Origin of the sequence: Campylobacter sp. CFSAN093227 (genome assembly GCF_012897855.1) — a bacterium.
Lineage (GTDB): Bacteria > Campylobacterota > Campylobacteria > Campylobacterales > Campylobacteraceae > Campylobacter_D > Campylobacter_D jejuni.
The window spans coordinates 163,458-190,114 of sequence record NZ_CP040610.1; the positions used below are offsets into that span (position 1 = coordinate 163,458).

The following is a 26,657-nucleotide window of genomic DNA, read 5'->3' on the forward strand; positions in this document are numbered from 1 at the left end:
ATTAAAATGTTTTTTGAAATAGCATTAATAGGAACAACTGCGAGTGGAAAAACATACATAGCCAATACTTTAGCAAGAGAATTTAATGCTGTTGTTTTAAGTCTTGATAGTCTTTGCGTTTATAAAGAGATTAATATAGCAAGTGCCAAGCCTTCACAAGATGATCTTGCGAGTATAAAATACTTTGGGGTAAATTTATTGAGCGTGAATGAACATTTTAATGTTGAGTTATTCATAAGAGAATATCAAAAAGCAAAAGAATTTGCTTTAGCTAGAAATTTACCTCTAATTATAGTAGGTGGAACTGGATTTTATTTAAAAACTATGATAGATGGTTTAAGTGAAAAAACCTTAGAGTCAAAGAGTTCTTTAAATAACGATGAAATTTATGCTCTTTTATTAAATATTGATCCAAACTATAAAATAGAAAAAAATGATACTTATAGATTAAAAAAATGGCTGGGTATTTATGAACAAACAAGAGAAATTCCTAGTGAATTTTTAAAAAGAACACAAAAAACTGGGGTGCTTAAAGATATAGAAATTTATGAGCTTGCGTGGGATAAAGAAATTTTAAAAAAACGTATTAAAACTAGAACAAAAGAAATGCTTGATAATGGACTTTTGGATGAAGCAAAAATTCTTTTTTCTAAATTTGATCATAAACTTAAAGCATTAAATTCTATAGGTTTGAAAGAGTGTAAAGAATATTTAGATGGAGAAATTTCCTTTAAAGAGCTTGAAAATTTAATCACGATACATACTACACAACTTGCCAAAAGACAAAGAACTTTTAATAAAAAATTTCAAAGTAAAGCCTTGGAATTTGATAAAGCTTTAGCTACTTTAAGAATGAAATTTTCAATCGAAAAATAAATGTTCTATTAGAATTTTTACTCCTAGTATAATTAAAACCAATCCGCCTAAAAGTTCAGCTTTATTTTTAAGATAAATTCCAAATTTATTCCCTATTTTTAGAGCAATGATACATAAAATGAAGGTGATAATACCTATTAAAAATATAGCTAATAATAAATTTATATTTAAAAATGCAAAACTCACACCAACTGCTAGTGCATCGATACTCGTAGCAATTGCTAAAGCTAGCATGGTTTTAAAGCCAAATTGATTGGCATTACTATCGCAATTTTCATTTTCCAATGACTCTTTGATCATTTTTAATCCTATTAAAGAAAGTAAAATAAAAGCTATCCAATGATCAATACTCGCAATAAAAGATGCAAAAGTTATGCCTATAAAATAACCAATAGTTGGCATCAAAGCTTGAAATCCACCAAAATAAATTCCAACAATAAGATAATGTTTTAAATGTAGTTTTTTAACACTAAAACCTTTGCATAGTGATACAGCAAAAGCATCCATTCCTAAAGCACAGGATAAAAAAATAAGACTATAAAAATCCATAATAAATCCTAAAATTTTATAAAAAATTGAAGATGAAATTATAATTAAACAAAGATAAAAATCACATAATTTTGATATATTTAATTAAATTTTAAGAAATAAATATATATAATTCATTTTTATTTTTTACTCCTTAAAAGTGGCCCATTCGTCTAGCGGTTAGGACATCGCCCTTTCACGGCGGTAACACGAGTTCGAGTCTCGTATGGGTCACCACTTTTTAATTTTTCTTTTAAAATAACAATTTTTTCATTTTTTCTATTGAAATTTAATAAATATTAATAATTTATTTTGTAGAATACGAATAGCTTTTGATATAAGTCTATTATAGACTTATATCAAGGCTGGGCATTATTGAGCTGGTGTTTGCTCTTTTGTTTTTTTGTGAGTTTTAGCTTCATGTTTTTTATCAGCTTTAGCTTTTGAATGATGAGCTTTTGTATGTGTTTGATTTACATCGCTTGGAGTATCAGCTGCAAAAACATTAGCTGCGAAAGCACCTAGTAATGCTGAGATTAGTACAACTTTTTTCATATTTTCCTCCTTATGAATAATTTTTAGTTGCAAATTAATTGTAATTATTAAAAATCAACAAATAGATATTTTTTGTAAAAATATTTCAAAAAAATATAATTTTTTATATATATTTAAATTATTATTAAAATATATTATAAATGTATCTTATTTTATTTAGGTTAAATAAATAGAAATTTTACCCACTAAGCTTTTAAGATATTTTTACTCTTTTTAATATTATTATGGTAATATTTTCAATATCAAACTAAAAATAAAGGAGAAATTATGTTTGAATTAAGAAAATTACCTTATGATACCAATGCTTTTGGTGATTTTTTGAGTGCTGAAACTTTTAGCTATCATCATGGAAAACATCACAATACTTATGTTACAAATCTAAATAATCTTATTAAAGATACTGAATTTGCAGGTAAAGATCTTGTAAGTATTATCAAAACTTCAAATGGGGGCGTATTTAATAACGCAGCTCAAGTTTATAATCATGATTTTTATTTTGATTGCATTAAGCCAAGTACAGGCTGTGGCTGTGGCGGTTCATGTCAAAGTATAGATGCTAATTTACAAGTGGCACTAGAAAAAGAATTTGGGTCTTTAGAAAATTTCAAAGCTGAATTCATCAAAGGTGCTACAGGAGTTTTTGGTTCAGGATGGTTTTGGTTAGTTTATAATACTAAAAATCAAAAACTAGAATTTGTAGGTACTTCAAACGCAGCTACACCAATTACTGAAGATAAAGTTCCTTTACTTGTTGTAGATGTTTGGGAACATGCTTATTATGTAGATCATCGTAATGCACGCCCTGCTTATTTAGAAAAATTCTATGCTCATATTAACTGGGAATTTGTTGCAAAAGCTTACGAATGGGCTTTAAAAGAAGGCATGGGATCAGTTAGCTTTTATGCAAATGAACTTCACCCTGTAAAATAATTTAAAGGCATCAAAACGATGCCTTTTTTACTCTCCTAAGCTTGGAGTCATTTCGATAATCTTCCAAGGAAGTCCTTGAGAATTCAGCTCTTCCATAAAAGGCTTAGCGTCAAATTCTTCCATATTAAACACGCCTTTTCCTTGCCAAATTCCTTTAGCGATTAATTTCGTACCTATCATAGCAGGAACACCTGTAGTATAACTCACAGCTTGCGCGCCAGTTTCTTTGTAACATTCTTCATGATTGCAAACATTATAAATATAAACTTGTTTGTCTTTTCCATCTTTTTTACCACGAATCACACAACCTATATTGGTATAACCTTTAGTGCGTGGTCCTAAACTTGCAGGATCAGGAAGCAAGGTTTTTAAAAATTCTATAGGAATGATTTCTTTACCTTGGTGTATCACAGGTTTAATCCCTAGCATTCCAACATTTTCAAGACATTTCATGTGGGTTAAATAACTTTGTCCAAAAGTCATAAAAAAGCGTATTCTTTTTAAACCTTTGATATTTTTTACCAAGCTTTCAAGTTCTTCATGATAAAGCAAATAGCTATCTTTCACTCCTACTTCTGGATAATCCCACTCCATTTTTATTTCCATAGGCTGCGTTTCTATCCACTTGCCATTTTCCCAATAACGCCCTTTAGCAGAAACCTCACGCAGATTGATTTCAGGGTTAAAATTCGTCGCAAAAGCATAGCCATGATCACCTGCATTGCAATCTAAAATATCTATATAAGAAATTTCATCAAATAAATTTTGCTGTGCATAAGCACAAAAAACATTAGTTACACCAGGATCAAATCCACTTCCTAAAAGTCCTAAAATTCCTGCTTGTTTAAACTCATCATTTCTCGCCCATTGCTCTTTGTATTCAAATTTAGCTAAATCAGGATGTTCATAATTTGCCGTATCTATATAATCAATCCCTGCTTTTATACAAGCATCCATTAAACTCAAATCTTGATAAGGCAAAGCAACATTGAGTAAAATTTGCGCTCCTGTTTTCTTGATAAGTTCTACAACCGCATTGCTATCATCAGCATCAATTTGCGCTGTTTCAATTTGAACCCCTAAACGCTCTTTGATAAAAGTAGCGATTTCATCACATTTGCTTTTTGTTCTACTAGCTAAAGTGATTTTGCTAAAAGTATCAGAATTCATTGCACATTTTACAGTAGCCACACGACTTACTCCACCTGCGCCTATGATTAAAAGATTTTTCATGAAATTTGTCCTTAAAAGATTTTTAGGAATTTTAACTAAAAATTGATAATATCAAAATTTATTTTTTCTTCTAGGTTATAATTTGAGCTTAATAACATAAAAAATTCTATATTTTTATATCTTAACTTAAGTCTATAAAAAGCCCCTAAAAATTCTTTTTGTAAAATTTTAGCCTCAAAGCGATTTCCTATTTTAAGTTCTGCATAACCAAAAATATAATTTTTTGAAGCTATCCAAGCAAAAAATTCATCTTCTAAATCAAGTTTTTCTTCTATGATATTTAAATCAGGTAAAATTTGCGCACTTTTAAAATCGGGCTTAAAATAAAGCTCTTTAGGATTTGCATGAGCTAAAATTTTTCCTTTTTCTAAAAAAGCGATTTGATCAGACATACAATAAGCATCTTCAATATCATGAGTTACCATAATAGCCGTAATGCCTTGATTTTCTATCATTTTTTTCAATTCTCTTCTTAAATCCTGTTTTAAATTTTGATCCAAATTAGAAAAAGGTTCATCTAAAAGCAAAAGCTTACATCCTCTTGCCATAGCTCTAGCAAAAGCCACTCTTTGCGCTTGTCCTCCTGAAATTTCATCGATTTTTTTATATCTTAAATCTTCAATTTCAAAAGTTTTAAGCAAATGATTTAAAATTTGATTTTTATCTTTTTTATCGTAAAGTGCAAAAAGTATGTTTTTCTCAACATTTAAATGAGGAAATAAAGCATAATTTTGAAACATCAAAGCCACTTCACCTTTGCAAGAAAACAAATCATAAGAACTAGCTTGTTCAAGCTTAGCAATAATCCTTAAAAGCGTGCTTTTTCCACTTCCACTACCTCCTAAAATGCTTAAAAATTCTCCTTCTTTGACATGAAGATTGATATTTTCTAAAGCTTGTATTTTTTCAAAATTTTTAGATAAATTTTTAATTTCTAACATCATCTTTCCTTGTGATTTTATCCATCCAAACAACAACCATTAAAGAAAGAAAAACGATAAACAAGGAAGGCAAAGCTGCATCATAAATTCTTTCATCACTTGCAAACCAGAAAGCTTTAACACTTAAAGTTTCAAAGCCAAAAGGCGCTAAAATTCTACTTAAAGGAAGTTCTTTAATCGTATCAATAAAAACAATAATAAAAGCCAAAAATAAAAAATGTTTCATTAAAGGTGTGTGAATTTTAAAAAATAAAATAAAATAACTCGCTCTTAAATTTAAACTTGCTTCATCAATATTTAGATGAATTTTACTATATCCTCCTTCTAAAGAATAAATTGCACTCGCTAAAAAACGAATTATATAAGCAAAAATAAGAACAAATAAAGAATTTCCTAATAAACTCATGTGAAAAATTTTATCCAAAAATACAAAAAGCACTATAATGCTAATCCCTAAAGCAGCAGCAGGTATAGAATAACCCAAAGAACTTATTTTTAAAATAAATAAATTAAAAAAATGATTTTTAACTATCCTAGAACTAAACATCAAAAAATAAGCTAAAAAAGTGGTAATTAAAGCAGTGACTAAAGCTAAGATTATAGTTTGAAAACTGATAATATAAAATTGTGATTCAAAAAGCTTATGATCTTTTAACCCCCAATAAACTAGCCAAATAAAAGGTAAAATAAAACCTACAAAAGCAATCATAAAACAATAAATACAGGATAGAATTTGTTTAATAGGATTTAATTTTCTTTTTTTGATAAAAAGAGCTAAATTTTGATTAAAACTATAATGATGTTTATTTTTATAATAATAATCCACATACATAATCAAAAATACAAAAAGCATTAAAATACCCGATAAAACACTAGAAGAATAAGAATCATTCAAATCATACCAGAGTTTAAAAATTCCAGCCGAAAAAGTATCCACTCCCAAATAAGCACTTGCGCCATAATCACTTAAAGTTTCCATTAAAACCAATAAAGCTCCAGAAAAAATGGCAGGCCTTGCGCTCAAAAGTGCCACGCGTGTAAAAATTCTAAATTCAGAATATTTCATGATTTTAGCTACTTCATAAGCCTCTTTGGCTTCACTTTTAAAAGCTGTTTTAGCAAATAAATAAATATAAGGATATAAAGAAATAGCCAAAACAAAAATAACACCATAATGATTGAAAAAATCCATCCTAAAGCCAAAATTTTCATGAAAAAATCCTTGAAAATCCATAATTCCAACATAAACAAAGGCTAAAATATAAGCAGGTATGGCCAAGGGTAAAATGAGTAATTTTTCTAAAATTTTACAGAAATAAAAATCATAATTTGCGATCAAATAAGCAGAACTCACACCCAAAATCAAGCTTAAACACAATACTCCCATGCTAATTATAAAAGTATCTTTGATGAATTTTAAAAATAAATAATCAAAAAAATGACTCAAATTTTCTTTAATAGATGAAAATTGGGTTAAATCACTTGTATTAAAATTTTGAAATAAAATATAAAAAAGTTCAGCAAAAATACCAAAAATAGGTAAAGCAAGAAAAAGGGCAAGTAAAATTGCCCCGAGTTTATAGTATTTTAAGGTTTTATACATTATCTAAAACCGACTTCATCGTAAATTTTAACCGCTTCTTTAATATTTTCTGCTATCTTACTCACAGGGATTTGATCTTCTTTGAAAGTTCCAAAATCTTTTACCGTTTGGCTTAATTCTACATCATTTCTTATAGGAAATTCATAATTACTATCAGTAAGAATTTTTTGAATTTCAGGACTTAACATAAATTCCATAAATTTTTTAGCCGCATCTTGATTTTTACTTGATTTTGTCATAGCAATACCGCTAATGTTAATATGCGTTCCTCTATTGTCTTGATTAGGAAAAATAATACCCAAAGAATTCCCCACTTCTACATCTTTTGGATTTTTAGAATTCTTTAAAAGCCCTATATAATAAGTATTCATAACTGCAAATTTAGCTTCGCCTGCAAATACTTGTCTGGCTTGATCTCTATCTCCACCCTTTGGATTTGTCGCAAGATTTTCAAGCACACCTTTAGCCCATGCTTTAGCCTCTTTATTTCCATCATTAGCTATAATAGATGCTAAAAGAGTTTTGCTATAAGGAGCTGTAGCACTTCTCATAACAATTTCTCCTTTAAATTCAGCTTTTGCTAAATCTTCATAATTTTTCATTTTGCTAATATCGATATTTGCGTTTTTGTTGTAAGCAATAATTCTTGCTCTTTTTGTAATCGCAAACCACTCTTTATCCTTATCTCTTAAATGAGCAGGTATAAATTCTTCTAAATATTTTGATGAAACAGGGGATAAAAGTCCTAAATTTTTAGCTTCTGTAAGATTTGAAATATCAGCTGTGATGAAAATATCAGCAGGGGAATTACTTCCTTCAAGAGAAAGTCTTTTGATGAGTTCTGAAGCTTTAGCTTGAGTATGATTGACCTTAATACCTGTTTTTTCTTCGAATTTTTTTATGATTTCAAAATCAGCATCATAATGTCTTGCTGAGTAAATATTAAGCTCACTAGCACCTAAAAATGAAAAAGCCGTTAAAAACATAAGAAAGATTTTTTTCATATTTTATCCTTTATTGAGAATTATACTCGGTTTTATTAAGATCTTTAAAATCGGTATGAGAATGTTCAGAGCAAGCAAAAGCAAAGCCAAAGCATAGTAAAAATAAAATTATTTTTTTCATAGGCATTAATTCCTTTTTATATATTTTGATAAGAAATATTAATATTAAAAAGTAAATATAAAGTAACTTAATAATTTTATAACTGATAAATATTTTCATTTTATTATAATAAATTTTGATAATAATTATAAATAATTAAATTTTAATATAAATATTTAAGAGTATTTTTATATATAAAATATTAATATTCAATATCAAAAATAAACCACTAAGAAAGTAACAATAATAATGAATTTTATACTATTTTAAGCATTCTATTTATAAGCTTTATGTTGAGCGCTTGTGCTGTTTTGCAAAAATCATCTCCACTTCAAGAAAATAAAGATTTTTATATACTTGATACGCATACTCAAAAAAAGATTTCTTTTGAAGATATGATTTTAGAATTGCTAAAAGCAGATGTGATACTGCTTGGCGAAAAACACGATGAGGTTAAACATAAGATAAGTCAAGTTATGATTTTTAATGCCTTAGAAGGAAATTTAAGTTCTCAAAATATAAACTTTGATGTAGCTTTAGAAATGTTAGCAAGCACAGAGCAAAATCACTTAGATAAAGCTTTTAAAAATAAAAAAACCATTAAAGCCAATGAACTTACTAATGTATTAAATTGGGATAAGGTCTGGAAATGGAAAGATTATGAGCAATTTGTCAATGTGGTTTTTTATTCAAAGTCAAAAATATTGGGTGTAAATCTTTCACGCTCAGAAATTACAAGTATTTATAATGGGGCTCAGCCCTTAAAGGGTTATGTTTCAACCACAAATGAAGTAAAAAAACAACTTTTTGACATTATATCCTTAAGCCATAAGCTAAATCCTGAAGAAAATAAAGAATTACTAGATAAATTGGTGGAAATTCAACAATTCAAAGACAGGCGTATGGCTGATGTATTGGTTCATCATGTAAATAAAGTTTTATTGCTAGCTGGAAGCTATCATACAAGTAAAAAAATAGGAATTCCTTTACATATACAAGATTTTAAAAGCAGTAAAAAAATAGTTGTAGTGAATTTAAGCTATGGAGAAATAGATTTAAAAGACAGTGATTATGTTTTGATTTATAAGGGGGAGGAATGAAAAAATTAAGTTTATTTTGTGCTGTAGGTTTATGTTTTGCTAGTTTTGCTTTTTCTGAAGAATTAGAATTTGATAGTCTTGAAATTTCAGGTTCAAAAATCAAAAACGATGAAAAACCTTTTGTAACTCCTGGAGCAACAAGCACAAGAGAGGGTATAGGTTCAGATACACAAAGTATAGATTCTATAGTGCGTAGTATACCTGGAACCTACACAAACACAGATCAAGCTCAAGGTACAGTTCAAGTAAATATTCGTGGTATGAGTGGTTTTGGGCGTGTTAATACCATGATTGACGGTGTTACTCAAACTTTTTATGGTAGTGCATCAGATGATCCAGCTAGATTTCATTCACAAACGGGAACTTCAGCTTTTGGAGCTGTTATTGATACAAATTTCTTAATCGGAGTTGATGTTACAAGGGGAACTTTTGAAGGAGTAGGTGGAGCAAATGCCTTGATGGGATCAGCAAATTTTAAGACCATAGGTATAAATGATATTGTACATGATGGCAATATCTTTGGATTTTTAGGACGATTTTCTTATGGAAGCAATGGAATCGGACCAAGTTATATGAGTGCAGTGGCTGGAAAGACTGAACTTGAAAATAATGGATATGTGGGCGCGCTTTTTGGTTATAGCGCAAAGAGAATTACTCAAAATTACACTGTAGGCGGGGGTGGCAAGATAGGTAGTAGTATGGTTGATACTGATGGAGATGGTATAGCTGATACCAATATCGCTCCTTTTGATCCAGATTTTTTAACCCAAAAACCAAACTCTCAACTTTTTAAACTCGAATATGTCCCAAATTCTTTTACAAACACTATATTTTCTTATCGTAGATATCAAAACGAACTTGCCGGTAGAAAAATACACAATGACAATTATCAACTTGATTTTTGGCACAACCCTAATGAGTGGCTTAATGTAAATACGCTTATTGCCTACAATCAAGGCATACAAACCTATGGATCAAAATCTACTTTTGCGGCAAACGATGCCATAGCTAACACAAAGGCAAAAAATACTGCCACTACTTTTGATATAAGTGATACTTTAGAGGGTGAATGGCATGGATTTAATCTAAACACACGCTTTGGAGCAAATATTTTGCTTAATGATTATAAAAATACCTTAAATACATCAATTCAAGGAGTAAATTCTATACCTTTTCAGCCTCGTGGAAAACAAAATCTTTTTACTTATTATCTTGATAATAGTCTAAATTATGGTATCTTTACACTTGATACTAATGTGAATCTTTTAGATTGGAATATCAAAGGACACAGACCTGCTTGCGATGAAGTAAATTTTATGTGTTTTCCAAAAGCGGCGACAGATATAGATAAAAATGGACTTCGCCTGAATGCTTCTGTCATGCTTTCAGCTGCCATACACGAGCTTTTTACACCCTTTGTAAGTTTTGCGGAACAAATAGAGCCCCTAATGTGCAAGAAATGTTTTTCTCAAATAACGAAGGCAATGGTATCAATCCTTTCTTAAAACCAGAACAAGCCAATACTTGGCAAATAGGTTTTAATTCTTTTAAACATGGACTTTTAAAAGATGATGATCGCTTTGGTTTTAAAGCCGTGTATTATCATACAAAAATAAAAGATTATATTTATAATGAACAATTTTATCTTGAAGATCCAAGTAAAGTTCCTCCAAGCTCGCAATTTTATATGCACTTAAATTCAGCTGATGATACCATATTTAAGGGTGTGGAGTTAGAATTAAGCTATGACTTGGGTTTTGCTTATGCTAAAGCTATGTATTCAAGATAAGATACAAGTTCGACTATTTCTCAAACTTCAGGACCTCTTCTTGGCTCTTTTTCGGCAAGTAAAATCATGGAGCTTCCAAAAGATTATGTAAATGTAGAGCTTGGCTTTAGGCTAAATGACAAAATAAGCTTTGGTGGTATAGCAAAATACACAGGCAAAGCAAAAAGGGTAAATCCAAATACAGATGATTGGAATAAAGATCCAAACAATCCTTATTATCCTAAACCAACCACACAAGACTTACCAAAAATTCCTATTATAGTAGATTTATATTGGAATATAGAATGGTTTAAAAACCTCACAATGAGAGCAGAGGTGCAAAATTTATTTGATAAAAACTACATGGATGCCTTAAATGCTTATAATTCCTTAGATAATCAGCTTCAATATAATGGAGCAGGTGATCCTATCTATCTTTTTAGCAATTCTGCTCGCGGTCGTACTTTTATAGTAAGTTTTGAATATAAATATTAAGGAATATACAAATGTTAAAAAAAATGTTTTTATTTTGTTTTTTATTGTTAAATTTAAATGCTGAAGTAAATGCAACAGATACAAATTTATCTTTTGATTCTTCTAAGATAGAAACCAAAGCACCTAAAATAGAGCTTTCTCTTTCTAGTCTTTATCAAAATGCTGATGAGGTGGTAAAAGGTGTTATTTATATATTGGTTTTATTTTCCATTTTAGCATGGGCGGTTTTTATTTCTAAGCTTATGCAATTTTATTTTATGAAAAAAAATCTAGACTTGTCTATACAAAAGATAAAAGAATTAAAAAATCTCAATGAATTAGATCAGACAAAAGATTTTGCAGGTGTTTTATCTTTAGAAATTCAAGATGAGCTTGAAAAAAGTGAATATAAAAATGATCACATAAAAGAGCGTATAGAATTGCGTTTGCAAAATACCATCTCAAAGCAAATCACAGCAAGCAAAAATGGCTTGAGCTTGCTTGCGAGTATAGGTGCTAGCGCACCTTTTATAGGGCTTTTTGGAACAGTTTGGGGAATTATGAATGCATTTATAGGTATAGCAAATCTTGGCAATGCTTCTTTAGCAGTCGTTGCGCCTGGTATAGCTGAAGCCTTGTTTGCTACAGCTTTTGGCTTGATAGCTGCTATCCCTGCGGTGCTTTTTTATAATTATCTTACAAGAAAAAATTTAAAACTTATGCACCATTTAGATGAGCTTGCAAATTTTGTCTATATACTTTTTCATAGGAGTTATTTTAATGATAAAAACTGAAATGGCTCACAAAGAAGAGGAGTTAAGTGAGATCAATATAACTCCTTTTATAGATATTATGCTTGTATTATTGATTGTTTTTATGGCTGTTACTCCTCTTATCACAAGTTCTATCAAAATAGAATTACCCAAGAGTTCGCAGCAAGCAGAGGATAAGCTTAAAAATCCCATCATACTTTATTTAAATACTGATAATACTTTGGCTATTAATGATGATAAATTAAGCCTAGAAAATCTTTCAAGTGCTTTAGATATAAAAACCAAAGGCAATAAAGAAGAAATTATTTATTTTCATATCGATAAAAGTGTAAAGTATGAAGATATTATGCAAGTAATGCAAAAATTAAAAGAGAATGGCTATGGAAAAATAGCTCTTTCAAGTAAAAAGATGGATTAGTATGAAGTCTAGTGTGATTTTTGGGTTTGTGTTAAGTTTGATATTGCATACTTTAGTATTAATGTTTTTCCTTTTTTCTTTTTATACTCAAGAAAAATCAAGTGGTGTTGATTTTAAACAAGGAGCGGAATTTACTTCCATTATGATGGTATCAGAGCTTCCCATTGGGGAATTAAAAGAAGTTTCGATTGATCAAAAAAAGAGTAATTCTCAAGATAAAAACAAAAAACAAGACGAAAGAATAAGTCTTAATTCTCAAGATAAAAATGCTGTATTAAAAGTTCAAAAAAAGATTGAAAAGCAAGATGAAAACCAAGCTCAAAAAGAAATAGCTAATGCAAGTGAAAATTCAAAATTTAAAAATGAATCGCTCAGTGCTCCGCTACAAAGTAATGAAGATAAAACACAAACTATAGTAAGTGGCAATGCCAAAGAACAAGTTAAAAGCTATCAAGCTTTGCTTATGGCTCATTTGACTAAATTTAAAAAATATCCTCAAGAAGCGATAATGCAAAAACAAGAAGGCGTTGTAAGAATTCGCGTAAGCATTGATGAAAGCGGAAATGTCTTAAGCAAAGAGCTTAAAAAATCTTGCCCTTATGCAGCGCTCAATGATGAAGCTTTAAGTTTATTTAAAAGAGCTTCTCCATTGCCAAAACCGCCTAAAGAAATGTTAAAAAATGGTGATAAAATCAGTTTTGTTATGCCTATTGATTACAATATTAAAGACTATTTAGGTAAAAAATAAACTTTTCATTAAAAAAAGTTTATTAGAATTTTTATTTTAAAGGTGATGATTATGTTCTCTTCGTTTTTTAAAAGTAAAAAATGGGCTTTATGGGCTTATTTGGGACTTTTTTTACTGTTATTTTTCTTATATATACAAACAAGCTTAAATGTTGCGATCAATTCATGGTATAGTGATTTTTACAATGTTTTACAAAAGCCAAAAATAGAACTTTTGGATTCTAATTCTACGCAAAAAATAGAAGAAAATCTTGAAAATAATGCCACTTTAATCCAAGAGGCTAATCAAAGAGCTGAGCAAAATTTCCAAAAAGCTAATTTTATCAATAAAGGCGCATTGTATTATTATCAAAATTTATTAGAATATTTTTTCAACTCTAGGGCTATGATTGAAAAGCCAAATTATTCAGCAAGTGATTTTTATGCTTTGATTTTAGTTTTTTTGGCTATTGCTATTCCTTATGTTTTAATCGCTACAATTAATATCTATTTTGCTAGCGTCTATGCTTTTAAGTGGCGTGAGGCTATGACTTTTTCTTATTTAAAATTTTGGAAAAATAAAGATGATAATATAGAAGGAAGTTCGCAAAGAATTCAAGAAGATACTTATAATTTTTCTAAAATCGTAGAGAGTTTAGGACTTAGTTTTATAAAAGCTTTGATGACCCTTGTAGCATTTATTCCGATTTTATGGAGTTTAAGTGATGTTGTGAGTAAAGCTTTATTTGTAAATTTAAGCGAAAATTCTTCTTTTTATTTTTTAAAAAACATTGATGGTTTGCTTGTTTATATTGCACTTTTGATTTCTTTAGGAGGCTTGGTTGTGTCATGGTTTGTAGGTATTAAGCTTCCTGGACTTGAATATAACAATCAAAAAGCTGAAGCAGCTTTTAGAAAAGAGCTTGTTTATGCTGAGGATAATCGCAAAGAATACGCTAAAAATGAGACTATGATAGAGCTTTTTACAGGGCTTAAATTTAACTATAAAAGACTTTTTTTACATTATGGATATTTTAATATTTGGCTCATTTTATTTGAGCAAATGATAGTTATAGTGCCATTTTTAATCATGGCACCAGGGCTTTTTGCTGGAGCTATAGGACTTGGTATTGTAATGCAGATTAATAATGCATTTGATCAAGTGCGAAGCTCTTTTAGTGTTTTTATCACAAACTGGACAACTATCACTCAACTTAGAAGTATATATAAGCGTTTAAAAGAATTTGAGAAAAATATTTCTTATAAGTCTTAGTTTTTTCTTATAAAATACAAGAAAAAATTCAAATATTAAATTTACTTTTAATTGTGTATAATAAGGTTTAATAATATTTTATTTCTTAAGGAGCTTCATTGGACCCCAGTCAGGTTTTGGATTTAAACCAAACTTCTACAGCATCTTTTGATGCAGGATATTCTATGCTTATGGTTGTTGTTGCACTTGCTCTAGTGTTTTTAAATGGTTTTTTTGTTTTGTCTGAATTTAGTATTGTTAAAGTACGTCGTTCCAAGCTTGAAGAGATGGTAAAAGAAAAAAAAGCTGGTGCCAAGAAAGCTTTGGAGGTTACTTCAAGGCTTGATACATATCTTAGTGCTTGTCAATTAGGAATTACTTTAAGTTCTCTAGCTCTTGGTTGGATAGGTGAGCCTGCTATTGCAAAAATGCTAGAAATTCCGCTTATTAATCTTGGTTTTAGCACTGTTATTATCCATACTATAGCTTTCATTATTGCTTTTAGCATTATTACTCTTTTACATGTGGTTTTAGGAGAACTTGTGCCAAAAAGTATAGCTATTGCAGTTGCAGATAAAGCGGTTTTATTTATAGCTAGACCGCTTCATTGGTTTTGGATGCTCTTTTTGCCTTGTATTAAAATTTTCGATTTTTTAGCAGCTATAAGTTTGAAACTTTTTGGAATAAAACCTGCTAAAGAAAGCGAGCTAACTCATAGCGAAGAAGAAATTAAAATCATAGCAAGTGAGAGTCAAAAAGGTGGAGTTTTAGATGAATTTGAAACAGAGATCATACGCAATGCTGTTGATTTTTCAGATACTGTTGCTAAAGAGATTATGACTCCTAGAAAAGATATGATTTGTCTAAATAAACAAAAAAGTTACGAAGAAAATATGCAAATCATTTGTGAGCATAAACATACTCGCTTTCCTTATATTGATGGTTCTAAAGATACTATTTTAGGTATGATACACATACGAGATATAATACAAAATGAATTAAACCATAAAAGTCAAAATTTAGATACTTTTGTTAAACCTTTGATTTTGGTTCCTGAAAATATCAGCATTTCAAAAGTACTTGTAATGATGAATAAAGAACGCTCTCATACTGCATTAGTAGTTGATGAGTATGGTGGAACTGCTGGAATTTTAACCATGGAAGATATCATGGAAGAAATTATTGGCGAAATTAAAAGCGAGCATGAAGAAGACAGCTATAAAAAACTTGCTGAAAATATCTATGAATTTCAAGGACGATGCGATATAGAAACTGTTGAAGAAATGCTTGTAATAAACTATGATGAGGATTTAGAACAAGTTACTATAGGTGGTTATGTATTTAATCTTTTAGGACGCTTGCCTATGGTAGGAGATCGCATTGAAGATGAACTTTGTTACTATGAAGTTAAAAAAATGGATGGGAATTCTATAGAGCGTGTTAAGGTGGTTAAAAAAACAAATAAAGATGAAGAATAAGCCTCTTTAGGCTTTATTTCTTTTTGTAAATTTGGTTTTTAATTTCTATACACTCAAAACCTTTTTCATCTAGTGTAACTACGCGTAAATATCCACCATCATCTATTTTACCCTCGCATAAAAATACTCTTTTGGCTATTTTCATAGGAAGTTTTTCTTTATTTCTGTGTCCAAAGATTTGATAAAGATTGTCCGAGGTGAAATTACAAAATTGATTTGCTATTTTTTGACTGTCTTCATATCCACCTACACCATAAATAAAATCATGGCTTGGTATAAAACTTATTTTTTCAGGTTTGGAGGGTATAAAATTTACTCCTCCATGTGAACAAAATATGAATTTATTTTGGAATTTGTAGTATAAACATTCTTTTAGATGAGGATAGAGTTTTCTAGCATCTCTTGGAGTAAGTTTTTCTTTTCTAAAATCCTTTAAAGTATTTTCATTAAATTCTTTGGAATTTGACAATTCTCCATTAGCCCATTTTATAAGATGTCTTTCGTGATTTCCTTCTAATAAGCATACGTTTTCTTTTTCGCAAATTTTTAAAAGAAATTTTATTACTTTGCCATTTTCTATACCTCTGTTGATATAATCTCCCAAAAATATATAAAATTCATCTTCTTTGATTGTTTTAATGTATTCTTTTAAAACACTATAACAACCTTGTAAATCTCCTATATGATGAATTTTTTTGTATTTGCTTAAATTTGGCATTTGGTAAAGACATTTTTTCCAGTCGCTCGAGTCTAAAATTGGGTATTTTTTTGGATTTTTTTTGAGCAAATCTTGAGTTTTTTCCAAAAGAGCATAAGGAATGATATATCCATTTTTTTTAGCTTCTAAAAGATTTTTTTCTTGACATTGTTTTAAAGAGCTATCAAAAACAATAACATATATTTTATAGCGATATTGTTTAGCTAAGTCTTTATAAATTTTTAATGTTTCGTTGTAAGCGTTTATGATGCTAAACTCACCTTTTTGCATACGCATTTCTAGAAGTTTGAGTAAAATTTTACTCAAATCTTCATCATTTTTAACATTTAAAATTTTATATTCACTGACTATATTTTTAACGCTTCCTGATAAAAGACGCAAAGCATTTAAATCAAGTGTATAATTTTGAAGTTTATTATTTTTGATAAATTCTTCTTGTCCTGCGTAATAATTCCCTCTTAAAACAAGTAAGATTCGCACATTCTTTGCCTAGATTTTCTTTAAAAATTCAGTTTTTAAAACAATAACGCCAAATTTATCTACTCTAGCCTCAATTTCACCTTCTTTAGAAGTGAGCTTAATATTTTTTATAGTAGTTCCACGTTTTAAAGTTGTACTTGCACCTTTAACCTTAAGATCTTTTATTACACTCACGCTATCACCTGTGTTAAGTTCTATTCCATTAGCGTCTTTAGCCATTTTTTTCCTTTCTTTGATCTAAAATATTTAAAATTTGCACCACTAAAGCAAAAGCCATAGCGGTATAAATATATGCCTTATCAATATGAATATCAAAACTTTCAGCAACTAAAACTACGCCTATTAGCACCAAAAAAGCTAAGGCTAAAATTTTAATGCTTGGATATTTTTCAACAAAATCTGCTATAGGTTTAGAAGCAAAAAGCATCACAGCTACTGCGATAATAACAGCGATAATCATGATGGTTACATCTTGAGCAATTCCTACTGCGGTAATAACACTATCAAGCGAAAACACTATGTCAATCACAGCAATTTCAGCTACAACTATCCAAAGTTTATTGCTTGCTTTAAAATGACTTTGACTTTCTTCTTGATGAGAAATTTGCTCTTTAATTTCTTTAATAGACTTTACAATCAAGAAAAGCCCACCTAGTAAAAGAACTAGATCTCTTCCTGAAATTTCATTGTCTAATACACTAAACAAAGGTGTTACAAGTTTCATCACCCAAAAAAGAGATAAAAGAAGTAAAATTCTTGTAATCATTGCAAAAGCTAAACCTAAGATACGTCCTTTATCACGATGTTCAGGGGGTAGTTTGCTTACTAAAATAGCTAAAAAAATGATATTATCTATCCCTAGTACAATTTCAAGAGCACTTAAAGTAGCTAAAGTAATCCAAGCATCAATACTAAATATCCATTCAAACATAAATTTCCTTGAAAATTTTAAAATTTTTTAAAGCGATATTTTATAGTTTTAAAGCAAATACCTTTAATTCTTTAAGAAAAAATTTCAATCACACTTAAGGGTAAAATTTCATGTTCTAGACTATGAATTTTTTCTTCAAATTCTTCAAAACTCAAATTTCTTTTTTCAAAAGCTTTTTGAGCTATAATCATTCCACCATCAAGTTCTTCACTGACCCAATGCACACTGACTCCAGCCACTTTCATATCACTTTCATAACTTTCTTTAATCGCATGTGCTCCTTTAAAAAGGGGTAATAAAGAAGGATGAAGGTTAATTGTCTTGATATTTTTTGTAAAAACAGGACTTAAAATTCTCATAAAACCTGCTAATACAGTAAGATTTGCTCCACTTTCTTTGATTTTTTGTACCAAAATCGTATCAAATTTTTCACGAGTATTATAAGCCTTATGATCAACAATTACAGTATCAAGACCAAATTTTTTTGCCCTTTGTATACCAAAAGCATCTTTTTTATTGCAAAGGCAAAGTACTACTTCATAGGTATTTTCCCCTATGGTTTTTTTATGAAGTTTTTCTAAAATATTTTCTAAATTACTTCCATTTCCACTAAAAAGTACAGCTAATTTTACAAGCATTTTAATCCTTTGGTAAGTTTTAAAGCGTCAAAGCTATTTTTATTAAATTTATATTTTTTTGCAACAAGTCCATGAGCTAAAGTAGCATTTTTTGCTGCTTCTAAAGCGCTAAAACCAAAACCTAAATGTGCAGCAATCATTCCACTTAAAACATCTCCACTCCCACCTTTAGCTAAGGCTTGATTTCCTAAATTTACAACAAATAATTTTTCTTTTTGCACAATAATAGGATTTGCTCCTTTTAAAACAAGAACACAATCATAATTTTGCGAAAATTTTCTAGCATAGAAAAAGCGATTTTTTTGCAATGTTTCTATATCTAAATCCTCATCAAAGCACATTTTATAAAGTTTTATAAATTCTTTTGGATGAGGGGTTATAACAACATCTTTTCTGTTTAAATACCAAAGCAAAGCTTCACTTAAAAAGCAGTTTGCATCCAAGATCAAAGGAGTGTTTTGCAAAATTTCATCTTTTAGAAAATCCAAATTTTCAAGCCCCATACCTAAAGCAATAGCACTTGCATTATTTTCAATTTTTTCTTTTAACATCAAAAGAGGCGAGAAGCTTTTTTGCGCTACTAAAGAAACAAGACCTGCTCCAAAATTTAAGGCTCCAAGTCCTGCTAAAGTTCCAGCGCTTGCATTGGCAACTATATAAATATGGCCAAAATTTCCTTTATTGGCGTTGATTTTTCTATCTATAGTTTTTAAATCTTTTTTTTCAAGCAAAAAAGCTTGAGAATTAGAGTAAAATTTCTTAGAGCTAATGCCTAAATTGGCTATTTTAATCCTTCCTACAAATTCCTTAGCAAAATCTTCAAATAAAATTTCCTTTAAAACTCCCATACAAAGTGTAATATCAGCTTTAAAACAAGGATAAAATCCCAAATTTGTAGGTATATCACAAGCTATTTTTAAAGCCTTACTTTGATTAACTTTTTGAATAATTAAACTTGTTTTTTCATCTAAACAACGATTTGAACCTGTACCTAAAATACAATCAATGATAATATGAAATTTTTTAAAATTAGGCTCCTTTTGACAAAATTTAAAAGCATAATTTTGTAAAATTTGCTCTTGTTTTTTAAAAAGCGTATTTTCTTTAAAGCCTATTTTATAAGCTTTAGCGTGTTTTAAATTTCTTAAAGCCACCAAGCCATCTGAAGCGTTGTTACCCCCGCCTAATAAAAAAAGTATTTTTACTTTTCTAATCTTGCGTTGAATGCGAATTTTTTTAGCTTCTTTTTTAATTAGCTTGGCTAAATTTAATCCCGCATTTTCCATTAAAATAAGCTCATCTAGGCCTTTATTTATAGCATTTTGTTCTAAAATTTTTATATTATCAATAATAGCTTTCATAATCTTTTTTCACCAAAAAATATATATTTTTTTCTCTTTCTTCTTCAAATTTTTTCATTTTGGGTAAAAATTTCTGGATCAAAGCACGAAAATTCTTAAAACCATAATTTTGCGGATGAAAATCCGAGTATTTGCGGTTCATATTAGTACGGATTTGTGCGTATTCGGCACGCCCTTTTTCATCGATAAGTTGTTCGGTGATATTGATTAAAGCTCTTAAATAATCCTTACTTAAAATATCTTCTTTTTTACTCTCATCTTTATCTAAATAAAAAAATTCACTAAAGGCATTTACATAAGATTTTATAGACTTTTCAAGCCCCATTCCTATAACTTGTTTTTTATTTTCTCTTAATTTTTGAATGAGTGAAGTATAATCACTATCGCTTGAAACAATAACAAAAATATCTATATTTTTTTCATAAAATATGGACATAATTTCAGTGATTAAATACATATCGCTTGAGTTTTTGTTGGCTGCAAAATTAAATTGTTGCATAGCGATTAAAGAATATTCAGCAATTTGCTCTCTCCAACCTTGTATATTTTTTTGAGTCCAATCCCCATAAATGCGTTTAATGATAACCTCTCCGTAATCTGAAGCGATATCAAAAATACTTTTAGCGTATTTTGCAGGGATATTTTCTGCATCTATAAAGATAGCTATACTTTTATTTTCCATTTTAATTCCTTGCTCTAAAGCTTAAAGCTTCTAAAATATGGGTTTTGCTAATATTAAGACTTTGTTCTAAATCCGCTATACTTCTTGAAACTTTTAAAATTTTATTAAGCGATCGCAAAGAAAGATTATAACGTGAAATTGCTAAATCTAGCGTATCTTTGGCATCTTTTTCCAATACACAAAAACGACTTAAATCTTCATCTTTTAATTTCCCATTAAATTCTTTTTGCCCCCGTTTTTTACTAAAAATAAAAGCTTGTAAAATTTTTTCACTCATTTCTTTAGAACTTATACTCGTTTTATCATCCTTGCTGATCTCATCCATAGCTACATAAAGATCAATCCTATCCATAATAGGAGCTGAAATGTGATTTTTGTATTTTTTAATCTCATTTTCACTACAAACACAAGAAAGATTTTTGGAGAATAAATTTCCACAAGGACAAGGATTTTGGGCAGCTATAAAGCTAAATTTTGTTTCATAAGTGATTTTAGAATTTACTCTTGAAATATGAATTTTATGATCCTCTAAAGGTTCTCTTAAACTCTCTATGATTTGCTTGTTAAAATGTGGAAATTCATCAAAAAACAATACTCCACCATTTGCAAGTGCGACTTCTCCAATTCTAGCATTTTTTGTTCCTCCGCCAAAAATACTTGCTCTTGTAGAAGTATGATGAGGATGACGAAAAGCACGAATTTTAGTAAATTCACAATCTTTTGAATCTAAAGACATATAAGCATTTTGCATTAAAATTTCATTTAAACTTTGAGGAGGCATGATATAAACAAGGCGTTTAGCACACATACTTTTACCACTTCCTGGACTTCCTTCAAATAAGATATTATGCATACCTAAAGCAGCTATCATACAAGCTCTTTTGGCTTTTTCCTGCCCTTTGATGTCTTTAAAATCAAGTTTAAAATCCATATTTTGTAAAAAAATTTCATTTTCTATTTGTAAAGGGTTTGCAAATAAAGGATGATTGTGAGAAAAACGAAAATTTTCATAATTTTTTTCTTTAAAAAACTCTATTGCTTCATTTAAATTTTCAAGTCCATAAACCTCTAAATTTGGTATCATGGAAGCTTTTTGTGCTATACTTTTTGGAACAACGATCTTAGCTTTTTTAATTTTAGCAGAGAGAAACAAAAGCAAAGAAAAAAGCTCATTTGTGCTTTTAATACTTCCATCAAGTCCTAATTCTCCTACTACAAAAAAGTCATCTAATTCTTCATTTTGCAAAAGGATTAATAAAGCGATAGCCAAATCAAAATGCGATCCCTTTTTTGGGATGCCTGAAGGACTAAGATTGATAGTGATTTTTTTAGCAGGAAAAGCAAAATCATAACTTAAAAGTGTGGCTTTGATGCGTTCGACACTTTCCTTAATCGCTGTACTTGCAAGCCCTACTATGCTTAAATTTGGCAAACCTCTTGTAAAAGTGGATTCTACCTCTATAATGTCTAAGCCTTCATGAAAGCTTATGCACTTTAGTTTTTTCATTTCTCTTTTTTATGATTTTTCTTTTTTTTCTTAAATTCTTTATCGAATTTTTGACGCTTAGTAAAGGAAATTTTTTCTATAAATAAATGTCCATTTAAATGATCATTTTCGTGTTGAATAGCCACAGCTAAAAAACCTTTTGCTTCAAGTTCTTTAAATTCTCCAAAGCGATCTTGATATTTAAGCAAGATATGATTATAGCGTTTCACTTCTTCAAAAAAATCTGGCACACTCAAACACCCTTCTGTGCAAGTGATCATTTCTTCATCTAAAGGAATAATTTCAGGATTGATAATCTCTAGCAAATCTTCTTTTTTTTGTTCATCGTTTTCATCAAAAATATTTACAAGTAAAACACGCAAAGGAATATCCACTTGAATAGCTGCTAAACCTACTCCATTACTTGCTATCATAGTTTCATACATATCATCAAGCAAGGTGTGAAGTTCTGTATCAAATTTATTTACAATTTCAGAGTTTAAAAAAAGTCTAGGATTGGGATAGGTGATAATTTTTCTAACCATTAAAAAACCTTTGTTTTAAATGATCTCCAAAGAAATCATTTAAAACTTTTTTCCAAAACCTTATCAATCAGCCCATATTCTTTAGCTTCTTGTGCTGACATGAAAAAATCTCTTTCTGTATCTTTTGCTATTTTTGCAACTTTTTGCTTAGTATTTTTTGCCAAAATATCATTAAGTATAGTTTTGAGTCTTAAAATTTCTTTGGCTTGAATTTCAATATCTGTGGCTTGACCTCTAGCTCCACCTAAAGGTTGATGAATCATAATACGTGAATTAGGCAAAGCAAAACGTTTTCCTTCTGCGCCACAACTAAGCAAAAATGCTCCCATAGAAGCAGCTTGTCCTATACAAATCGTACAAACATCAGGTTTGATATAGTTCATAGTATCATAAATACTAAAACCACTTGTAATTACACCACCTGGAGAATTGATATAAAGATAAATATCTTTTGTAGGATCTTCAGCTTCTAAAAAAAGAAGTTGTGCTACGATAGAAGCGGCAAGTTCATCATGAATTTCACCACTTAGCATAATAATTCTATCTTTTAAAAGGCGTGAATAAATGTCATAACTTCTTTCACCACGACTAGATTTTTCAATAACATAAGGAATAAACATTATTTATCTTCTTTCTCTTTTTTGCTCACTTTTTCCGATTTTTCTGTTTTTGGTATAAAAATATCATTAAAAAGTTTTTCTTCAATTAAAGCCATTTTCACAGCAGGCAAAGCTCCTTGTTTTTTATAGTTTTCTAAATGCTCTTTTGGATTCATACCATAGCGATATGCTTCAAAATAAATCGCTTGAATCAATTCTTGATCATTTACTTCAATCTTACGCAATTTTGCAAGTTCATCAATGATAAAAGTAAGTTTTACACTTTTTTGTGCTTCTTCTTTAAAAGAATCACGTTTTTCTTGATATTTTTCTTTACTTGCTTTAAGCTCTTCAATTTCTTTTTCGCTAAAAGTATTAAAAGCCGCACGCATCTGCATATCAGTTTCTTGTTCTACTATGCCTTTAGGTAAATCAAAATTATATTTTTCAATCAAAGCATCTGCAAATTTGCCTTTTAATTCATCATTTACAAGTTTGAAAAGTTTTTCATTTTTGATTTGCTCTTTTAATTTTTCATCTAAAACTTCAACACTAGCTTTTTCTTCTCCTGGTAAAAGTTTTTTAAGCATTTCATCATCAAGTTCTGGAATTTTAAGCTCTTGAATTTCATGTAGTTTTACTTTAAATACTGCATCTTTACCCGCTAAATGCGCTGCGCCGTATTCTTTAGGGAAAGTTACTTTGATATCTTTTTCTTCACCTATTTTCATTCCCACCATACCATCTTCAAAACCTGGAATAAATTGCTTAGAACCAATTTCTAAAACATAATTTTCAGCTTTACCACCTTCAAAAGCTTTATCATCTACAAAACCTTCAAAATCAAATTTTGCAAAATCACCTTCTTTTAAAGCTCTTTTTGTTTTTATAGCTTCAGGAGTAGCAAAACGCTTTAAAAGTTCATCTTTTTTCTCATCAATTTCTTTTTTACTTACTTTTGGAGTTTGATATTCAGGGATGAGTTTTTCATAACCCTCAAGTTTGATTTCAGGTTTAAAAGAAAGTATTAATTCAGCAATAATTTCTCCATCTTTACGATCAAATTTTTCAAAATATGGCTCACCTACAAGCTCTTTATTTTCTTTTTTAAGTTCTTGTAAAGCGCTATTTACAGCGGATTTAAAAAGATTTTGTTCTGCATCTTGAGTGAGCTCTCTTTCATATCTTTTAAGTACGGCACTTACAGGAACTTTTCCTGGTCTAAACCCATCCATTTTTACACTTTTAGAAGCTTTTTTTGCTAAATTTTCTACTTCACTTTTGATCATTCCTGAAGGAATTTTTACACTAGCAGTCGCATTAACAGAATCTAGTTGCTTTGCCTTTACTTCCATAGTTTTTTCCTTATAAAATAAAATTTGCCTTCAATGATAGCAAATTTTTCCTTATTACTTGCATAAAATTTTAAAGTAATTTATGATAAAATTGCAATATTACATTAATTATTAAAATATAAAAAATATTTTTGGAGAAAAATTTGCAAAAAAAATTTGAAGATTGTGTTAAAACCATACTTGGAATTATAGGAGAAAATCCAAATCGTGAAGGGCTTATTAAAACACCAAATCGTGTTTTTAAAGCTTATGAATTTCTTACTAGTGGTTATACGCAAAATGTCAAAGACATTTTAAATGATGCTTTATTTGAAAGCTCTAATAATGAAATGGTTTTGGTGCGTGATATAGAATTTTATAGTCTTTGCGAACATCATCTTTTACCTTTTTTTGGGCGTGCTCATGTAGCCTATATCCCTAATAAAAAAGTAGTAGGTTTAAGCAAAATTCCACGCCTTGTAGAAGTATTTGCAAGAAGACTTCAAATTCAAGAACAACTTACTGAACAAATCGCACAAGCTTTAATGGAAAATGTTGATGCAAAAGGTGTGGGTGTAGTCATAGAAGCAAGACATATGTGTGTTGAAATGCGTGGAATACAAAAAGCTAATTCCACCACTACAACTTCAGCTTTACGTGGAATTTTCTTAAAAAATGAAAAAACCAGAGAGGAATTTTTTTCTCTCATAAACTCTGCTAAACAGGTAAGATTTTAATGAATCTTGAAAAACTACGCTCCAAACTTGGTAAAGAAAATTTAAGTGCTATCTTTGGAGAGATTACAAAAATTTCTGCTACGAGTATAGAAATTCGTGGGCTTAAAACAGGGGTTGGAGATATAGTGAAGCTAGTTTCCAATGAAAATGAAAATTTAAACACTCTAGCTATGGTCGTAGAAATCAAGGAACAATTTAGCTATTTAAGCCCTTTTTCTTTTATAGAAGGTTTCAAAATAGGCGATCGTGCTTTCATAAGTGATGCAGGTATGCAAATAGGCGTTAGCGATGAACTTTTAGGCAGAGTAGTAGATCCTTTTATGCGCCCAAAAGATGGTAAAGGAGCTATAGAAGTAACCAAATATATGCCTATAATGCGTGCACCTATTGATGCCATGAAAAGAGGGCTTATAGAAGAAGTTTTTCCCGTGGGTGTTAAAACCATAGACGCGCTTTTAACTTGTGGTGTAGGACAAAAACTTGGTATTTTTGCAGGAAGTGGGGTAGGAAAATCCACTCTTATGGGAATGATAGTTAAAAATTCCAAAGCTCCTATAAAAGTAGTGGCACTCATAGGAGAAAGGGGGCGTGAAATTCCTGAATTTATACAAAAAAATTTAGGCGGAAAGCTCGATGATACAGTGATTATTGTTGCTACAAGTGATGATAGTGCTTTGATGCGTAAATACGGTGCTTTTTGCGCAATGAGTGTGGCAGAATACTTTAAAGAACAGGGCAAAGATGTACTTTTTATCATGGATAGTGTAACGCGTTTTGCTATGGCACAAAGAGAAATTGGACTAGCTCTTGGAGAGCCTCCTACAACCAAAGGTTATCCGCCAAGTGTTTTAAGTCTTTTGCCTCAACTCATGGAAAGAACCGGTAAAGAAGAAGGTAAAGGCACTATAACAGCCTTTTTTACCGTTTTAGTGGATGGTGATGATATGAGCGATCCAATCGCCGATCAAAGTCGTTCTATCTTAGATGGACACATTGTTTTAAGTCGTGAATTAACAGACTTTGGAATTTATCCTCCTATTAATATACAAAACTCTGCTTCAAGGGTGATGAGTGACATTATAAGTCCTGAACATAAACTTTGGGCAAGAAAATTTAAGCGTTTAAACTCGCTTTTAAAAGAAAATGAAGTATTGCTTCGCATCGGTGCTTATCAGAAAGGAAGTGATAAAGAACTTGATGAAGCTATTTCTAAAAAAGAATTTATGCAAAAATTCTTAGGACAAAATCCTGAAGAAAGCTTCGAATTTAATCAAACTTTAGAGCTTTTAAGTCAAATTGATGCACCAAATACTCCTTTGCTACCAACTCAAAATATAAATGTAGGAAGTGCAAGTGCAACCTTGCCTAATCCTAATTTAAAATAAAA

The 26,657-nt window shown here is 29.9% G+C and carries 27 protein-coding genes, 1 tRNA gene and 1 pseudogene; 12 read left to right on the forward strand and 17 right to left on the reverse strand.

Annotated features, from left to right (window positions below; all coding sequences use genetic code 11):
• The first annotated feature begins 6 nt into the window (after nucleotides 1-6).
• Nucleotides 7-876, forward strand: a complete 870-nt coding sequence (miaA, locus tag FBF06_RS00830; protein ID WP_002851982.1) for a tRNA (adenosine(37)-N6)-dimethylallyltransferase MiaA — start codon at nucleotides 7-9, stop codon at nucleotides 874-876.
• Here miaA and FBF06_RS00835 read toward each other — a convergent pair.
• On the reverse strand, nucleotides 862-1,425 hold the full coding sequence (locus FBF06_RS00835; protein WP_002867928.1) for a manganese efflux pump MntP family protein: 564 nt from the start codon (nucleotides 1,423-1,425) through the stop codon (nucleotides 862-864). The two genes, miaA and FBF06_RS00835, sit on opposite strands and share 15 nt — an antisense overlap.
• A 141-nt stretch (nucleotides 1,426-1,566) precedes the next feature.
• On the opposite strand from FBF06_RS00835, the gene FBF06_RS00840 reads away from it, so the two are divergent.
• Nucleotides 1,567-1,641 (forward strand) — tRNA-Glu (locus FBF06_RS00840).
• A gap of 135 nt (nucleotides 1,642-1,776) precedes the next feature.
• Here the strand turns inward: FBF06_RS00840 and FBF06_RS00845 are convergent.
• Nucleotides 1,777-1,959: a hypothetical protein gene (locus FBF06_RS00845; protein ID WP_002888234.1), complete on the reverse strand. Its 183-nt coding sequence runs from the start codon at nucleotides 1,957-1,959 to the stop codon at nucleotides 1,777-1,779.
• A gap of 267 nt (nucleotides 1,960-2,226) precedes the next feature.
• Between FBF06_RS00845 and sodB the strand changes: the two genes are divergently transcribed.
• A complete protein-coding gene (sodB, locus tag FBF06_RS00850) occupies nucleotides 2,227-2,889 on the forward strand; it encodes a superoxide dismutase [Fe] (protein ID WP_002909587.1) in 663 nt (220 codons plus the stop codon).
• Nucleotides 2,890-2,916: 27 nt separating this feature from the next.
• Here sodB and FBF06_RS00855 read toward each other — a convergent pair whose 3' ends face one another.
• From FBF06_RS00855 to FBF06_RS00875, 5 genes are read right to left on the reverse strand one after another with little or no spacing between them, the layout of a single operon-like run.
• Nucleotides 2,917-4,122: a saccharopine dehydrogenase family protein gene (locus FBF06_RS00855; RefSeq protein ID WP_002859373.1), complete on the reverse strand. Its 1,206-nt coding sequence runs from the start codon at nucleotides 4,120-4,122 to the stop codon at nucleotides 2,917-2,919.
• Nucleotides 4,123-4,157: 35 nt separating this feature from the next.
• Nucleotides 4,158-5,066 carry an ABC transporter ATP-binding protein gene (locus FBF06_RS00860; protein ID WP_079862481.1) on the reverse strand — a complete coding sequence of 303 codons (909 nt, stop codon included), beginning with the start codon at nucleotides 5,064-5,066 and terminating at the stop codon, nucleotides 4,158-4,160.
• Nucleotides 5,050-6,666 carry an iron ABC transporter permease gene (locus FBF06_RS00865; RefSeq protein WP_070317231.1) on the reverse strand — a complete coding sequence of 539 codons (1,617 nt, stop codon included), beginning with the start codon at nucleotides 6,664-6,666 and terminating at the stop codon, nucleotides 5,050-5,052. The genes FBF06_RS00860 and FBF06_RS00865 overlap by 17 nt, the downstream gene beginning before the upstream one ends.
• Nucleotides 6,666-7,670, reverse strand: a complete 1,005-nt coding sequence (locus tag FBF06_RS00870) for an extracellular solute-binding protein (RefSeq protein ID WP_002873946.1) — start codon at nucleotides 7,668-7,670, stop codon at nucleotides 6,666-6,668. Before FBF06_RS00870 ends, FBF06_RS00865 begins: the two co-directional genes overlap by 1 nt.
• A 10-nt stretch (nucleotides 7,671-7,680) precedes the next feature.
• A complete protein-coding gene (locus tag FBF06_RS00875; protein WP_002860993.1) occupies nucleotides 7,681-7,797 on the reverse strand; it encodes a hypothetical protein in 117 nt (38 codons plus the stop codon).
• Nucleotides 7,798-8,060: 263 nt separating this feature from the next.
• Between FBF06_RS00875 and FBF06_RS00880 the strand changes: the two genes are divergently transcribed.
• From FBF06_RS00880 to FBF06_RS00910, 7 genes and pseudogenes are all read left to right on the forward strand, one after another.
• A complete protein-coding gene (locus FBF06_RS00880) occupies nucleotides 8,061-8,870 on the forward strand; it encodes a ChaN family lipoprotein (protein WP_168977494.1) in 810 nt (269 codons plus the stop codon).
• A pseudogene (locus FBF06_RS00885) lies at nucleotides 8,867-11,133 on the forward strand (TonB-dependent receptor). The gene FBF06_RS00880 and the pseudogene FBF06_RS00885 overlap by 4 nt, the downstream one beginning before the upstream one ends.
• Before the next feature lie 11 nt (nucleotides 11,134-11,144).
• Entirely contained in the window at nucleotides 11,145-11,906 is a 762-nt protein-coding gene (locus FBF06_RS00890; RefSeq protein ID WP_052796041.1) for a MotA/TolQ/ExbB proton channel family protein, read from the forward strand.
• Nucleotides 11,893-12,303 carry a biopolymer transporter ExbD gene (locus FBF06_RS00895; RefSeq protein WP_002851714.1) on the forward strand — a complete coding sequence of 137 codons (411 nt, stop codon included), beginning with the start codon at nucleotides 11,893-11,895 and terminating at the stop codon, nucleotides 12,301-12,303. The genes FBF06_RS00890 and FBF06_RS00895 overlap by 14 nt, the downstream gene beginning before the upstream one ends.
• Nucleotide 12,304: 1 nt before the next feature.
• Complete coding sequence (locus FBF06_RS00900; RefSeq protein ID WP_002867104.1) at nucleotides 12,305-13,051, forward strand: energy transducer TonB; 747 nt, start codon at nucleotides 12,305-12,307, stop codon at nucleotides 13,049-13,051.
• Between the two features lie 45 nt (nucleotides 13,052-13,096).
• Complete coding sequence (locus FBF06_RS00905; RefSeq protein ID WP_079460392.1) at nucleotides 13,097-14,302, forward strand: putative transporter; 1,206 nt, start codon at nucleotides 13,097-13,099, stop codon at nucleotides 14,300-14,302.
• Nucleotides 14,303-14,400: 98 nt separating this feature from the next.
• Nucleotides 14,401-15,759 (forward strand): hemolysin family protein, encoded by a 1,359-nt coding sequence (locus tag FBF06_RS00910; RefSeq protein WP_002869507.1) that lies wholly within the window; start codon nucleotides 14,401-14,403, stop codon nucleotides 15,757-15,759.
• A gap of 13 nt (nucleotides 15,760-15,772) precedes the next feature.
• Here the strand turns inward: FBF06_RS00910 and FBF06_RS00915 are convergent, their stop codons facing one another.
• The 10 genes from FBF06_RS00915 to tig all read right to left on the reverse strand — a co-directional run bounded on the left by FBF06_RS00915 (nucleotide 15,773) and on the right by tig (nucleotide 24,554).
• Complete coding sequence (locus FBF06_RS00915; RefSeq protein WP_052796043.1) at nucleotides 15,773-16,957, reverse strand: metallophosphoesterase; 1,185 nt, start codon at nucleotides 16,955-16,957, stop codon at nucleotides 15,773-15,775.
• A gap of 9 nt (nucleotides 16,958-16,966) precedes the next feature.
• The gene (locus tag FBF06_RS00920) at nucleotides 16,967-17,176 is read right to left on the reverse strand and encodes an alkylphosphonate utilization protein (RefSeq protein WP_002851709.1); all 210 of its coding nucleotides are present in this window, start codon (nucleotides 17,174-17,176) and stop codon (nucleotides 16,967-16,969) included.
• Nucleotides 17,169-17,888, reverse strand: a complete 720-nt coding sequence (locus FBF06_RS00925; protein ID WP_002900759.1) for a TerC family protein — start codon at nucleotides 17,886-17,888, stop codon at nucleotides 17,169-17,171. The genes FBF06_RS00920 and FBF06_RS00925 overlap by 8 nt, the downstream gene beginning before the upstream one ends.
• A gap of 71 nt (nucleotides 17,889-17,959) precedes the next feature.
• Nucleotides 17,960-18,526, reverse strand: coding sequence for a phosphoribosylglycinamide formyltransferase (gene purN, locus FBF06_RS00930; RefSeq protein WP_002900760.1), 567 nt, complete (start codon nucleotides 18,524-18,526; stop codon nucleotides 17,960-17,962).
• Nucleotides 18,517-19,887, reverse strand: coding sequence for a bifunctional ADP-dependent NAD(P)H-hydrate dehydratase/NAD(P)H-hydrate epimerase (locus FBF06_RS00935; protein WP_052796044.1), 1,371 nt, complete (start codon nucleotides 19,885-19,887; stop codon nucleotides 18,517-18,519). Before FBF06_RS00935 ends, purN begins: the two co-directional genes overlap by 10 nt.
• Complete coding sequence (locus FBF06_RS00940) at nucleotides 19,871-20,569, reverse strand: NYN domain-containing protein (RefSeq protein WP_002826913.1); 699 nt, start codon at nucleotides 20,567-20,569, stop codon at nucleotides 19,871-19,873. Before FBF06_RS00940 ends, FBF06_RS00935 begins: the two co-directional genes overlap by 17 nt.
• 1 nt (nucleotide 20,570) lies before the next feature.
• Nucleotides 20,571-22,076, reverse strand: a complete 1,506-nt coding sequence (locus FBF06_RS00945) for a YifB family Mg chelatase-like AAA ATPase (protein ID WP_052796045.1) — start codon at nucleotides 22,074-22,076, stop codon at nucleotides 20,571-20,573.
• The gene (gene def, locus FBF06_RS00950; protein WP_002917788.1) at nucleotides 22,073-22,600 is read right to left on the reverse strand and encodes a peptide deformylase; all 528 of its coding nucleotides are present in this window, start codon (nucleotides 22,598-22,600) and stop codon (nucleotides 22,073-22,075) included. Before def ends, FBF06_RS00945 begins: the two co-directional genes overlap by 4 nt.
• 35 nt (nucleotides 22,601-22,635) lie before the next feature.
• A complete protein-coding gene (gene clpP / locus FBF06_RS00955; RefSeq protein ID WP_002806309.1) occupies nucleotides 22,636-23,220 on the reverse strand; it encodes an ATP-dependent Clp endopeptidase proteolytic subunit ClpP in 585 nt (194 codons plus the stop codon).
• Nucleotides 23,220-24,554, reverse strand: a complete 1,335-nt coding sequence (gene tig, locus FBF06_RS00960; RefSeq protein WP_002851938.1) for a trigger factor — start codon at nucleotides 24,552-24,554, stop codon at nucleotides 23,220-23,222. Before tig ends, clpP begins: the two co-directional genes overlap by 1 nt.
• Nucleotides 24,555-24,697: 143 nt before the next feature.
• On the opposite strand from tig, the gene folE reads away from it, so the two are divergent.
• Nucleotides 24,698-25,270, forward strand: a complete 573-nt coding sequence (gene folE, locus FBF06_RS00965) for a GTP cyclohydrolase I FolE (protein ID WP_002826917.1) — start codon at nucleotides 24,698-24,700, stop codon at nucleotides 25,268-25,270.
• Nucleotides 25,270-26,655 (forward strand): flagellar protein export ATPase FliI, encoded by a 1,386-nt coding sequence (gene fliI / locus FBF06_RS00970; RefSeq protein WP_002900770.1) that lies wholly within the window; start codon nucleotides 25,270-25,272, stop codon nucleotides 26,653-26,655. The genes folE and fliI overlap by 1 nt, the downstream gene beginning before the upstream one ends.
• Nucleotides 26,656-26,657: the final 2 nt, after the last annotated feature.

Bases quoted from the DNA above. Each gene is read 5' to 3' on its own strand.
- miaA (WP_002851982.1), top strand. From the start codon at position 7: ATGTTTTTTGAAATAGCATTAATAGGAACAACTGCGAGTGGAAAAACA.
- FBF06_RS00835 (WP_002867928.1), bottom strand. From the start codon at position 1,425: ATGGATTTTTATAGTCTTATTTTTTTATCCTGTGCTTTAGGAATGGAT.
- FBF06_RS00845 (WP_002888234.1), bottom strand. From the start codon at position 1,959: ATGAAAAAAGTTGTACTAATCTCAGCATTACTAGGTGCTTTCGCAGCT.
- sodB (WP_002909587.1), top strand. From the start codon at position 2,227: ATGTTTGAATTAAGAAAATTACCTTATGATACCAATGCTTTTGGTGAT.
- FBF06_RS00855 (WP_002859373.1), bottom strand. From the start codon at position 4,122: ATGAAAAATCTTTTAATCATAGGCGCAGGTGGAGTAAGTCGTGTGGCT.
- FBF06_RS00860 (WP_079862481.1), bottom strand. From the start codon at position 5,066: ATGATGTTAGAAATTAAAAATTTATCTAAAAATTTTGAAAAAATACAA.
- FBF06_RS00865 (WP_070317231.1), bottom strand. From the start codon at position 6,666: ATGTATAAAACCTTAAAATACTATAAACTCGGGGCAATTTTACTTGCC.
- FBF06_RS00870 (WP_002873946.1), bottom strand. From the start codon at position 7,670: ATGAAAAAAATCTTTCTTATGTTTTTAACGGCTTTTTCATTTTTAGGT.
- FBF06_RS00875 (WP_002860993.1), bottom strand. From the start codon at position 7,797: ATGCCTATGAAAAAAATAATTTTATTTTTACTATGCTTTGGCTTTGCT.
- FBF06_RS00880 (WP_168977494.1), top strand. From the start codon at position 8,061: ATGTTGAGCGCTTGTGCTGTTTTGCAAAAATCATCTCCACTTCAAGAA.
- FBF06_RS00890 (WP_052796041.1), top strand. From the start codon at position 11,145: ATGTTAAAAAAAATGTTTTTATTTTGTTTTTTATTGTTAAATTTAAAT.
- FBF06_RS00895 (WP_002851714.1), top strand. From the start codon at position 11,893: ATGATAAAAACTGAAATGGCTCACAAAGAAGAGGAGTTAAGTGAGATC.
- FBF06_RS00900 (WP_002867104.1), top strand. From the start codon at position 12,305: ATGAAGTCTAGTGTGATTTTTGGGTTTGTGTTAAGTTTGATATTGCAT.
- FBF06_RS00905 (WP_079460392.1), top strand. From the start codon at position 13,097: ATGATTATGTTCTCTTCGTTTTTTAAAAGTAAAAAATGGGCTTTATGG.
- FBF06_RS00920 (WP_002851709.1), bottom strand. From the start codon at position 17,176: ATGGCTAAAGACGCTAATGGAATAGAACTTAACACAGGTGATAGCGTG.
- FBF06_RS00925 (WP_002900759.1), bottom strand. From the start codon at position 17,888: ATGTTTGAATGGATATTTAGTATTGATGCTTGGATTACTTTAGCTACT.
- purN (WP_002900760.1), bottom strand. From the start codon at position 18,526: ATGCTTGTAAAATTAGCTGTACTTTTTAGTGGAAATGGAAGTAATTTA.
- FBF06_RS00935 (WP_052796044.1), bottom strand. From the start codon at position 19,887: ATGAAAGCTATTATTGATAATATAAAAATTTTAGAACAAAATGCTATA.
- FBF06_RS00940 (WP_002826913.1), bottom strand. From the start codon at position 20,569: ATGGAAAATAAAAGTATAGCTATCTTTATAGATGCAGAAAATATCCCT.
- FBF06_RS00945 (WP_052796045.1), bottom strand. From the start codon at position 22,076: ATGAAAAAACTAAAGTGCATAAGCTTTCATGAAGGCTTAGACATTATA.
- def (WP_002917788.1), bottom strand. From the start codon at position 22,600: ATGGTTAGAAAAATTATCACCTATCCCAATCCTAGACTTTTTTTAAAC.
- clpP (WP_002806309.1), bottom strand. From the start codon at position 23,220: ATGTTTATTCCTTATGTTATTGAAAAATCTAGTCGTGGTGAAAGAAGT.
- tig (WP_002851938.1), bottom strand. From the start codon at position 24,554: ATGGAAGTAAAGGCAAAGCAACTAGATTCTGTTAATGCGACTGCTAGT.
- fliI (WP_002900770.1), top strand. From the start codon at position 25,270: ATGAATCTTGAAAAACTACGCTCCAAACTTGGTAAAGAAAATTTAAGT.